Origin of the sequence: Streptomyces sp. MS06 (assembly GCF_047200655.1) — a bacterium.
Lineage (GTDB): Bacteria > Actinomycetota > Actinomycetes > Streptomycetales > Streptomycetaceae > Streptomyces.
The window spans coordinates 60,630-70,571 of record NZ_JBJZOJ010000001.1 but is presented as its reverse complement, the minus strand read 5'-3'; the positions used below and the strand labels follow the sequence as shown (position 1 = coordinate 70,571).

The following is a 9,942-nucleotide window of genomic DNA, read 5'->3' as shown; positions in this document are numbered from 1 at the left end:
TGTTCGTGAAGAACGCCCCGGGAGACCAGGTGACGTGCTGATGTTGAGCCGGCTGGAAGAGGTACTTCCCGCCCTGCGCGAGTACCGATCGGCCGATGTGAATCCCGTGGACTGGGATTTCATCGAGCGCGAGGTGGGTTGCAGGTTCCCGGCGGACTTCGTTGAGATGTCCAGGGCCTACCCGTCGTTCGTTCTGGACGACTTCCTCTCCGTCCACGTTCCCGAGCCGGGACGGGAGCGGAATTTCGTGGCCGGTGTGCGGCAGATGCTGGGAACGTTGAGGAACCTGCGTGACGCGGATATGGCGCACGGATACGTCCCCTTTCCGGAGCCCGGGGGACTGGTGCCCTGGGGAGACTCCTGCGACGGGGACGACTTCTACTGGCGCACGGTCGGCGACAGCCCGGACGACTGGACCGTCCTCGTGGCGGGCCGCAACGACGACTGGTGCGAGTTCCGCGGCACGTTGACGGAATACCTGGCGGGTCTGGTGTCCGGCACCGTACCGCCCGACGGGCTGCCCCCGGACTTCCCCGGTGACGCGCCCACTGTGTCCTGCGACTACTGAGGCGCCAGCACGGCGCGTCCCCACTTCTGCGGGACGCGCCGTGTCGTCGTGTCAGGGCGCGAGGGCTGTGACGCCGTCGTCGTGTACGTCGATCAGGCCCCAGGGGGCGAGCGTGCCGTCCGCCAGGTCGGCGAGGAACTGCACCGCTCCGCCTGCGTACTGCCACCACGGGTGGTCCCTGGGGGCGACGACGACGGGCCAGTCGTCCGGTGCGTCCCCCGTCGTGGACCAGAGGAACAGGTCTCCCTGTTCGGAGTCGGCCCAGGGCAGCAGCCCTCCGGGAGCGGGGTGCGGCGGCAGGCCCATCGACATGTCCTCCTCCCACCAGTCCCGGACGATGTCCAGCAGTTCCTCGGTGTCGGGCAGCGGTTGCCCGTCGCCCGGTGCCGGCAGGCCCACCCGCAGGTAGCCACCGCTGGACGCGAACGAGGGGTAGGCTTCGGCGAGGAGTTTGTAGTCGCCGGGCAACGGTGTTCCCAGAGCGCTCTCCGCCCGCGCCCAGTCGATGACGGCAGGCCGCGTCCTGCGCAGTGCGGTCAGTGTCGGTACCGCTTCCTCGAGCCGGCGCAGCGATTCGGCCGGCTGCGTGATCCTCTGCTCGGGGTTCTGCGCCCCCATGGTGGCCAGCATGGCGGACAGTCTGCCACCCTGCGTGCCTCGCCCCGACGGGCGTGAGGCGTCGCCGTCAGACACGTGTGTCGCGAGCAGAGCAGACTGGGAAAGGGGCACTGATGTTGAGCCGTGTCAGGGAACTCGAGCGAGTTCTGCCCGCGCTGCGGGCCGCGCGGCCCGTGCGGGACCGGGAGATCGACTGGTCGGCGTACGCCGAGGCGCTCGGTACGGATGTACCCCGTGATTTCAAGGAGCTGAGCGAGGCCTACCCGACGATCGAGATCGATGGGTTCCTGCTGGTCAACACGGTGACGCCGGGAGAGGAAGCCGAGTCGGCAGCGGTCGCGATAGGTGCGGCGGACGCTCTGGAGAGCCTGGCCGAGGACGACATGGCCCACAGATATGTGCCGTATCCGCAGCCAGGGGGCTGCTCTGCTGTGCGGATTCGAGTTCCGGTGACACTTTCTACTGGCGCACGGGCGGTCCGGAACCGGATGCCTGGCCGGTGGTCGTGAGTACGCGGAACGACGACTGGTGGGAGTACAAGGACGGCCTGGTGTCTCTGCTGGCCGGGCTGATATCGGGAGCGGTGCCGCCCTGGGGGCTGCCCGATCCCTTCCCCGGTGGCGACTCGGACGTCAGGGTCGGCTGATCGGGCAGGCGGCGGGCCACGGACGACGGTCCGTCCGCAGCCCGCCGCCGTCAGCGGTGGGTACCGGTAGATCAGCCGCGCCCGCCCCTCTGCCACAATTCCTCTCAGGCGGCCACCGATCACCGGGGCCGACCCACGAGAGGACGACTCCATGACGCTCGACACGAGCAAGCCCGCAGTGGCCGTTCTGGGACCGGGCGGTGTCGGTGGACTGCTGGCCGCACTGCTGTCCCGCGCCGGTCACCGCGTCATCTGCGTGGCCCGCGAGGAGACGGCGCATCAGCTGCGCGGCAGCGGTATCGCCGTACGCAGCAGCCAGTTCGGCGACTTCACCGCCGCCGTCGAAGCGGACACCGAACTGCGGGAGCCGGTCGCGGCCTGCTTCGTCACCGTCAAACAGACCACCCTGGACACCGCGCTCACCCGCCTTCCCCCCGCCGTCCTCGGCGACGCCCTCCTCGTACCGCTGCTGAACGGCGTCGAACACCCTGCGACCCTCCGCGCCCGCTACCGGCCCGACCGGGTGGTAGCCGGCGTGATCCGCGTCGAGTCCAGCCGCCCCGCCCCCGCAGCAGGCACGCACGACGGGCCCGTGGTCATCGAGCACGGCAGCCCCTTCGCCGAGATCGACCTGGCCTCGGCCACCTCACCGCCCGCCGAAGTCGAGTCCCTGGCGTCCGTCTTGTCCTCCGCCGGGGTGACGGCCCGGGTCGCCGAGGACGAGAACCGGATCCTCTGGGCGAAGCTGGCCTTCCTCGCCCCCTTCGCGCTCCTCACTACCCGGTACGGCGCACCCCTCGGCGAGGTACGCACCCGCCACCACGAGGAACTGCAGGCCCTGGTCGCCGAGACCACCTCGGTCAGCCGCGCCTGCGGCGCACCCGTCGACGCAGCCGCGACCCTCGCCCGCTATGCGGCCTTCCCCGACGAGGCCAAGTCCTCCATGCAGCGGGACGCGGAGGCCGACCGGCCACTGGAGCTCGACGCCATCGGCGGCGCGCTGCTGCGCGCGGCCGACCGGCACGCGGTGCCCGCGCCGGTGACGGCCCGGCTGCTGCGGGAACTGCGGGCAGCGGGCCACTAGCCTGTCCGGCCTCCCCGGCCGGCACGGCCGTGGAGTGACCGCGTCGGCCGCCGCCCGGGCGGCGACCGACGCGAAGCCGCACGGAACACCGTTCCCTCCTGTACGGCATCACTGCCTACCGGGGGAGGCATACCCCGAATGCTCCGGAGACGGCATACGCGTCCGGGAGCGAGACACACCTCCTGAGCGGCACGGCAGCGCGTGTCGCCGGGCCCGAGGGCGGGCGGTATCGCGAAGGATGAGCGCATGGGGATCGTCGTGCCGACACTCTTCGCGCTGCTGGCCGCGCTCAGCAACGCGCTCGCCACCGTGCTGCAGCGCCGGGCCGCGCTGACCGTGCCGCAGTCCAAGGGGTTCCGCCCGGGGCTCATCCTCGACCTGCTGCGACGGCCGGTATGGCTGGCCGGGATAGCGACGGTCGTCGCGGCCGGCGTCTGGCAGGCGGTCGCCCTGGCGACCGGTCCGCTCTCCCTCGTCCAGCCACTGTTCGTCCTCGAACTGCCGCTCGCCCTGCTGCTCGCCTCCCTGCTGCAACGCCGCCGCCCCTCCGGCCCGTTGATGCTGCAACTCCTCGCCGTCGTCACCGGGCTGGGCCTGGCGCTGTGGTCCGCCTCGCCCGAGGGCAACCGCACGCACGTGGCCATTGACCGCTGGCTTCCCGTGCTGGCCGCCTGCGCGGGCGCCGTTGCCGTGCTCACCCTGGCCGGGCTGAAGTGCTCCCCGGGCAGGCTCCGCGCCGCCTTCCTCGGCACGGCCACCGCGATCTGCTTCGCCCTCACCGCGGGCCTGATGAAGACCGCGGTGCACATCCTCTCCGACGACGGCATCGAGGCCTTCCTGACCTCGTGGCAGACCTACGCCTTCGCCGCGACCGGGGTGTGCGCCATGCTCCTGCTGGAACACGCGATGCAGGGCGGGCCGCTGGTCGCCTCGCAGCCGGCGCTCACACTGGGCGACGCCACCGTGAGCCTGCTGCTCGGCGTGCTGGTGTACGAGGAGCGCGTGCGGGGCGGCTGGTGGCTGCTCCCGCTGGCCGGCGGGGTTGCGCTGATCGTCGTCGGAGTGTTCGCCCTGGCCAGAAGCGAGGCGGAGTCACTGTGAGGCGCACGGCGGAGCACGCGCACGACGACGGATGCCGGCGCGGACCGCCGGGCGGACCGCTCAGACGTCCGTCCCGGCCAGGTCGCGCAGCAGCCGGGGCAGCGCGGTGCCGATCGGCTCGCGGACGACCTCGTCGGCGAGTTCGTCATACGGCGTCGGCTCGGCGTTGACGATGACCAGCCGGGCGCCATGGTCCGCGGCGACGCCGGCCAGACCCGCCGCGGGCTGCACCTGGAGGCTCGTCCCGACAGCCACGAACACCTCGCAGGCCTTTGAGATGGAGGCCGCCTCGCCCAGGACGACCGGATCCAGACGCTCACCGAACATCACCGTCGCCGACTTCAGGATGCCCCCGCACCGCCGGCACGGCGGGTCCTCCTCACCGGCGTCGACGCGGGCGAGGGCGTCCTCCATCGGCCCGCGTGCGTGGCACCGCGTGCACACCACGTTCCGCACGTTGCCGTGCAGTTCCAGCACCTTGCGCGCGGACGTACCGGCGAGTTGGTGCAGTCCGTCCACGTTCTGCGTGATGACGCGCACCGGCACGCCGGATCGCTCCAGCTCGGCGATCGCTCGGTGCGCCGCGTTCGGCCCGGCCTGCAAGTCGCGACTCTTCCGGCGCATCTGCCAGGACCGGCGCCGGATCTCCGGGTCTGCCATGTAGTACTCGTAGGTGACGAGCTTCTCCGCCTCCGGATCACGGCGCCACAGCCCGTTGGGCCCGCGATAGTCAGGGATGCCGGAGTCGGTGGAGACACCGGCACCGCTGAGGACGGCGACGAGGGGCGGCTTGGTCATGCTGCCGAGGGTAGGACGCGCCCGGAGTTCCGGCGAACGGTTTCTTCCCGTCGCGCGCGAGTGAACGCGTGCCGGGCGGCCTTGGCAGTACTCGACCGCGCGCGTACCTTGGCGCCGGGTGCTCCCCACGGGTGAGGCGGGGAGCTCGGCTCAGAGGGGGGCCATGAGCTCGGTGGGGCTGGAGTTCCTGGAACTCGACGACACGGGGGACGGCCGGGGATCCAGCTTCGCCGTTCCGCCGGACTGGCTCGCCGGCGGCTCACCCGTTCCGGTGCGCGACCTGCACGCCACCACCGTCAGGCCGGGCTGCGTGCGCGGGAACCACTTCCACCGCCGCCGCCACGAGATCCTCGTCGTCATGCCCTGCGCGCGATGGTCGCTGCACTGGGACTCGGGCGACGGCACCGACCCGGTCCACCGCACGTTCGCCGGCACGTCCGCCGTGGTGGTCCGCATCCCGCCCGGCGTCTCCCACGCAGTCCGCAACGAGGCCGACCGCGAACTGACACTCCTGGGGATCTGCGACGAGGTCTACGAGCCGGGCGGCGGAGAGACCGTGCGGCGGGAGGTGACCCGATGACCGCAGGCAGCTCCGGCCGTACCTTCCCCACCTTCTGCCACATCAGCGAATACGGCGAAGGAGGGTACCGCAGCCTGCACCGGCTGCTCGCGGTCAGCCAGCCGCTGAACCTCTGGGCCCCGTCCAGCGCACTGGTGAAGCAGGCCAGCGCGATCTCGGAGAGGGACTTCGTCCGGTACGTGGAGGACGGCTACATCCGCATCCTGGCACGGGAGAAATGGCTGACCGAGCCGTCGTTCCGGAATGACCACCCCTGGCCGTACGCCCGCTGGGAGGGAAGGATCGACGACGCGCTCCGCTCCCTCCTCCGCAACGACGAGGGCCTGCCCCGGGACCGGCGCCGGGTGCTCGTGGCGCCGCCGGAGGACGGGATGACGCAGGCCCGACGGCACCTGGCCGCCCACCCCGAGCAGGTGACCTACTGGAACCGGGTGTTCCGCAGCCGTGTCCCCAAACTGCCGATGGGCGTCCTGGAGACCGCGCGGGCGCGCGGTGGCGGCGACCGCGAGAGCATCGCCCGGTGGATCCTGCGCGACGCCTACAACCACGGCGAGGCCCTGCGGCTGTCCGGAGCGGAGACCCCCCTGTTCCTGGACGCCCAGCAACGGCGCTTCCTCCAGCTGATCGCCGACTCGCAGCCCTCCGACGAGCCCGGCCCGAGGCCGCAGCCCCGGCCGGCCGACTCGCGCGCCCAGGAACTGTCCGAGCAGCTCCTCGACGTGCTCCGGCACCTGGACATCCACGCCGGACCGCGCGACCTGGACGCCTTCATGCGCGGCGACGGCCGCCGGGAGCTGCTCGACTGGCTCGGTGAGATGTGCGAGCTCTACCGCCACCACAACCGTCGCGCCCTCGACGGGGCGGTCATCGGGAGACTGCGCCGGGAACTCGACGGAGGACGGTTCGTCGGCCCCCTGAGCGAGCTGCGGGCACACCCCGTGTCCACGGCGGTCGGCGCGGTCGGCCTGGTCCAGGCGGCAGTCGACGGCATCCTCGGCCCGATCGGCCCGGGCGGCTTCGTCGGGCTGGCGGCCGCGGTGTACCCGGTCGGCGCGGGGCTGCTGAAGCAGATGGGGTGCGCCCCCACCACCTTCACCGGCCCCCAGTGGCCGTTCCTGTACGCCTACTCCTCCGCCGCACGGAAGAGGAGGCTGACCGGGCTGTCGCACACACTCGCCGACTACCCGGCCCGGTGACCGTTCTCCAGTTCCACCGTGCCGGAGCCGTCGGCGAGGACGTCCAGTGCGGCCAGCACCCGGCGGCCCAGGGATCCCGGCAGGTACCCGGTCACTTCCTCGCGCGCGACCAGCCGCCAGGACAGCAGCTCCTCCTCCTGCAGCCGGATCGCTTTCAGGTCCTCCTCGGTGAGGACGCCGCCGTCGTACAGGTAGGCCACCAGCGGCGGTCGACCGGTGCCGTGCGTCCAGTCCACGGCGAGCAGCCGGCCGAGGGCACGGTCCAGGCCGATCTCCTCGGCCGTCTCGCGGCGCGCGCCCTGGCGCGGGGTCTCCCCGTCGTCGGACTCGACGGTGCCCCCGGGCAGCGCCCAGCCCTCCCGGTAGTTGGGCTCGACGAGCAGCACCCGGCCCCGGGAATCCCGGAACAGGGCCGCTGCTCCGGCCAGCACGCGGGGGAGGGAGGCGATGTACGCGGCGAAGTCAGCAGTGGTCACCCGGGCAGGGTATCCAGCCCGAGCACCGGCACGGCCAAAGCACGCGGTGCGCCCGGAGCTGCGGCTGTCACCCGTGCTCGACGGCCTCGAGCGGCGACCGTCGACGCCGTGGCGTGCGGCGTCCGGTGCTGCCCTTCGTACGCTGGTGTACAGGGGAGCTCGTCACACTGCAGCCGGTCACCCCAGATTGCGCCCGCCTACCGGTAGAACACCGCCACGCCTCCGTGATGCGAACACGCACCCGAATGGTGCGCCGCATACGAGTACGTTCCGTCATTGCACCGAGCAGTCGCACCGCCACCGGCGCCACTCGAACCGCCGGACGAACCAGACCCCCCGCTTCCCGACGACCCGCCGGAGGATCCGCCACCGCCCGACGACCCTCCGCTGCTCCCCGAGCCGGCCGCGGCTGCGTGCGCGGTGACGGTCACCTTCACCTTCACCGTCTTCGTGGCCGTCACCGTCGGCGCGGGCTCCGGTGCCGCCGTTTCGGTGATCGTGGCCGTGGCGGTGACCGTCGCGGTCGGCCGCACCGTGTCCGCCGCCGGCGAAGTGCTGTTGCCGTCATTCGGGTCACTCGCGCCGGCACCGATACCGAGAAAGAAGGCCAGGCCGACCGCCGGCAGAACGTACCGCTTCCGCGCCCACTTCGGAGCGGGAGGAGCGGGAGGAGCGGGAGGAGCGGGAGGTACGGGCGGCCGCGGCGGTATGGCGTACGGATTGCTCATCTGTCCCCCAAGTGGATTGGAGGCACGACCGTAGCGACTGGCATGACGCCCCGTCAGAGAAATGGCGGGGCAGTCATCGGTTCGTGACGTCGACGCCGCGGTGCCAGGACTCGTCTCCAGCCCACTACAGCACCGTGACGGGCCCACATCAGCCCCGCCACTGCTGCAGCCTGCGACCGAATCCGGACAGCTCACGTCCCGAACGACGGGAGCTGTCGGTGCGTTGCAGCTACGCTCGGCAGACGTCTTCCGCCGCATCGAGGACCAGCCGCCAGGGGTAGTCCGTCGGCTTGCCCTGGCCGGGCTGATTCGGGACGAAGCCTCCCTCGCCGTACAGGAAGGTGACGCCCATCGCGCGCAGCTCGGCGATACTCCGCTCGAACTGGCGATGGCGCACGTAGGCGGCGTTCACGCACGGCATCGCCACCATCGGGATGTTCTTGCCGATGCCTTCGGCGGCGACCCCGACGACGAATTCCCGGGTGAGGCCCAGCGCCCACGCGTTGACCGTGTTGAAGGTCGCCGGTGCGAACGCGATCACGTCCGCCTTCGGCCACGCGTCGGGCTCGCCGGGCAGCTTGTATTCGCTGCGTACCGGATGCCCGGTCAGCCGCTCCAGCTCCGCAAGCTTGGGTGCGAGCCAGCGGGCGGCGGTCGACGTGAGGCCGAGGCACACGTCGAAGCCTCGCTCCTGCGCGTCCCGGACCACAGTCGCGATGTCGAGGACCGGTGGAGCGGCGGAGCCGAACAGGTAGAGCACGTGGCGGGTTGTCGTCATGCACCCATCCGACCACACGTAACCGACCCCACTCTCAAAGGAGTCGAGGGCGGGTACCGTTCCAGGCGGGTGCCAAGAACGGAGACCGGTATGCCCGCACTGGACGGCAATCACACGGGCGCACGCATCGGCGAACAGCGCAAGCTGGCGAGGCTCACACAACGCCAGTTTGCCGAGCGTCTGCCCTACTCGTACAGCCTGCTGACTCAGGTGGAGTGCGGTGCCCGTCCGGCCACCACCGACTTCGTGGCCGCGTGCGCCAAGGCTCTGGGTATCGACGTCACGGTGCTCACTGGGCAGCCGTACGTATCCGAATTGCAGCGTGACCGGCTCGCCGAAGCGGTCCGGCCGATCCGGGAGTCCCTCGATTTGTACGACCTCGGTCCGAACCCGGACCTGACGGTACGGCCGGTAGGACGGCTCATCGCGGGAGCGGAAGATCTGTGCAGGGCGGTGCGGGCCACGCACCTGCGGAGTGCGGCCCGCAGACTACCGCTCCTCATCGCCGAGCTGACCCACAGCGCATGGTCGACGCCTTCGACCGCGCTGTGGCAGGCCCTGGCGTCCACCTACCGCACCGCGCACGACATCAGCGTGAAGCTCGGCTACTACGATCTGTCCACCGTTGCGCTGGACCGCCTGGACTGGGCGGCGCAGCGCGCCTCGGACCCGTGTCTGGCTGCCGTGCGCCAGTACATGCGGGCGCTGGTGTACTTCAGGGAGGGCGAGTACCGGATCGGGCAGCGGCTGGTGGCTGCCGGCCACAGCGTCCTCGGGCAGGCCGAGGACACCCGCGAGGCGCAAGCCGTCGCCGGGCAGCTGCATCTGGGGGCCTCGGTCATCTCCGCCCGCGCCGAGTCGGCGACCGCCGTGACGGCCCACATCGCCGAAGCGCGCCGCATCGCGAAGCGGATCGGTGATGCCTCTGAAACACACTGGCTCAGCTTCGGTCCGACCAACGTGGACCTGCACGAGATGTCCGCCGCTGTCGAAATGCGCCTTTACGACGATGCACTGGCCAAGGGCTGGAAGATCAGGAAGAAGCTGCCGACGCCGCTCGCGACATCACGCCGCGCCCATTTCCTGGTCGATCTGGCCCGCACCGAGGTGGAGACCGGGCACACCGAGGATGCGCTGAAGGCCCTGGTGGAGGCCCGCCGCATGGCCCCCGAGCAGACGCGATACCACCCAGCAGCTCGGGAGACGATCACCGCTCTGATCCACCTGTCGCGTCGTACCCCGGACACCCTCAACCACATGGCCGCCTGGGTCGGCCTGTAGCACTCTCACCGCTCTCACAGAACTGTGAGAGTTCCGGCCCTCCCGGAGGGTCACGCTGTTCTCACGCCTGGTCAATGGCGATGCGGGT

The 9,942-nt window shown here is 71.1% G+C and carries 13 protein-coding genes; 8 read left to right on the top strand and 5 right to left on the bottom strand.

What is annotated here, in order from left to right:
- Window positions 1-34: 34 nt before the first annotated feature.
- The gene (locus tag ACL02U_RS00335; protein WP_412788499.1) at window positions 35-568 is read left to right on the top strand and encodes a hypothetical protein; all 534 of its coding nucleotides are present in this window, start codon (window positions 35-37) and stop codon (window positions 566-568) included.
- Between the two features lie 51 nt (window positions 569-619).
- Here ACL02U_RS00335 and ACL02U_RS00330 read toward each other — a convergent pair whose 3' ends face one another.
- Window positions 620-1,198 carry an SMI1/KNR4 family protein gene (locus tag ACL02U_RS00330; protein ID WP_412788498.1) on the bottom strand — a complete coding sequence of 193 codons (579 nt, stop codon included), beginning with the start codon at window positions 1,196-1,198 and terminating at the stop codon, window positions 620-622.
- A 101-nt stretch (window positions 1,199-1,299) separates the two neighbouring features.
- On the opposite strand from ACL02U_RS00330, the gene ACL02U_RS00325 reads away from it, so the two are divergent.
- The 4 genes from ACL02U_RS00325 to ACL02U_RS00310 all read left to right on the top strand — a co-directional run bounded on the left by ACL02U_RS00325 (window position 1,300) and on the right by ACL02U_RS00310 (window position 4,017).
- On the top strand, window positions 1,300-1,695 hold the full coding sequence (locus ACL02U_RS00325; protein WP_412788497.1) for a hypothetical protein: 396 nt from the start codon (window positions 1,300-1,302) through the stop codon (window positions 1,693-1,695).
- Window positions 1,692-1,832 carry a hypothetical protein gene (locus ACL02U_RS00320; RefSeq protein ID WP_412788496.1) on the top strand — a complete coding sequence of 47 codons (141 nt, stop codon included), beginning with the start codon at window positions 1,692-1,694 and terminating at the stop codon, window positions 1,830-1,832. The genes ACL02U_RS00325 and ACL02U_RS00320 overlap by 4 nt, the downstream gene beginning before the upstream one ends.
- A 151-nt stretch (window positions 1,833-1,983) precedes the next feature.
- Window positions 1,984-2,916, top strand: a complete 933-nt coding sequence (locus ACL02U_RS00315; RefSeq protein WP_412788495.1) for a ketopantoate reductase family protein — start codon at window positions 1,984-1,986, stop codon at window positions 2,914-2,916.
- A gap of 246 nt (window positions 2,917-3,162) precedes the next feature.
- Window positions 3,163-4,017: a DMT family transporter gene (locus ACL02U_RS00310; RefSeq protein ID WP_412788494.1), complete on the top strand. Its 855-nt coding sequence runs from the start codon at window positions 3,163-3,165 to the stop codon at window positions 4,015-4,017.
- Between the two features lie 60 nt (window positions 4,018-4,077).
- Here the strand turns inward: ACL02U_RS00310 and ACL02U_RS00305 are convergent, their stop codons facing one another.
- Window positions 4,078-4,815 (bottom strand): SIR2 family NAD-dependent protein deacylase, encoded by a 738-nt coding sequence (locus ACL02U_RS00305; protein ID WP_412788493.1) that lies wholly within the window; start codon window positions 4,813-4,815, stop codon window positions 4,078-4,080.
- A 163-nt stretch (window positions 4,816-4,978) separates the two neighbouring features.
- Here ACL02U_RS00305 and ACL02U_RS00300 point away from each other — a divergent pair, with 163 nt between their 5' ends.
- Complete coding sequence (locus ACL02U_RS00300; RefSeq protein WP_412788492.1) at window positions 4,979-5,395, top strand: hypothetical protein; 417 nt, start codon at window positions 4,979-4,981, stop codon at window positions 5,393-5,395.
- Window positions 5,392-6,591, top strand: coding sequence for a hypothetical protein (locus ACL02U_RS00295; RefSeq protein WP_412788491.1), 1,200 nt, complete (start codon window positions 5,392-5,394; stop codon window positions 6,589-6,591). Before ACL02U_RS00300 ends, ACL02U_RS00295 begins: the two co-directional genes overlap by 4 nt.
- On the opposite strand, the gene ACL02U_RS00290 is transcribed toward ACL02U_RS00295, so the two are convergent.
- The 3 genes from ACL02U_RS00290 to ACL02U_RS00280 form a co-directional block, all read right to left on the bottom strand.
- Complete coding sequence (locus ACL02U_RS00290; RefSeq protein WP_412788490.1) at window positions 6,576-7,067, bottom strand: NUDIX domain-containing protein; 492 nt, start codon at window positions 7,065-7,067, stop codon at window positions 6,576-6,578. The two genes, ACL02U_RS00295 and ACL02U_RS00290, sit on opposite strands and share 16 nt — an antisense overlap.
- Before the next feature lie 197 nt (window positions 7,068-7,264).
- Window positions 7,265-7,795 carry a DUF3761 domain-containing protein gene (locus tag ACL02U_RS00285; protein WP_412788489.1) on the bottom strand — a complete coding sequence of 177 codons (531 nt, stop codon included), beginning with the start codon at window positions 7,793-7,795 and terminating at the stop codon, window positions 7,265-7,267.
- 229 nt (window positions 7,796-8,024) lie between these two features.
- Window positions 8,025-8,573, bottom strand: coding sequence for a flavoprotein (locus ACL02U_RS00280; protein ID WP_412788488.1), 549 nt, complete (start codon window positions 8,571-8,573; stop codon window positions 8,025-8,027).
- A gap of 90 nt (window positions 8,574-8,663) precedes the next feature.
- Here ACL02U_RS00280 and ACL02U_RS00275 point away from each other — a divergent pair, with 90 nt between their 5' ends.
- Complete coding sequence (locus tag ACL02U_RS00275) at window positions 8,664-9,854, top strand: helix-turn-helix domain-containing protein (RefSeq protein WP_412788487.1); 1,191 nt, start codon at window positions 8,664-8,666, stop codon at window positions 9,852-9,854.
- Window positions 9,855-9,942: the final 88 nt, after the last annotated feature.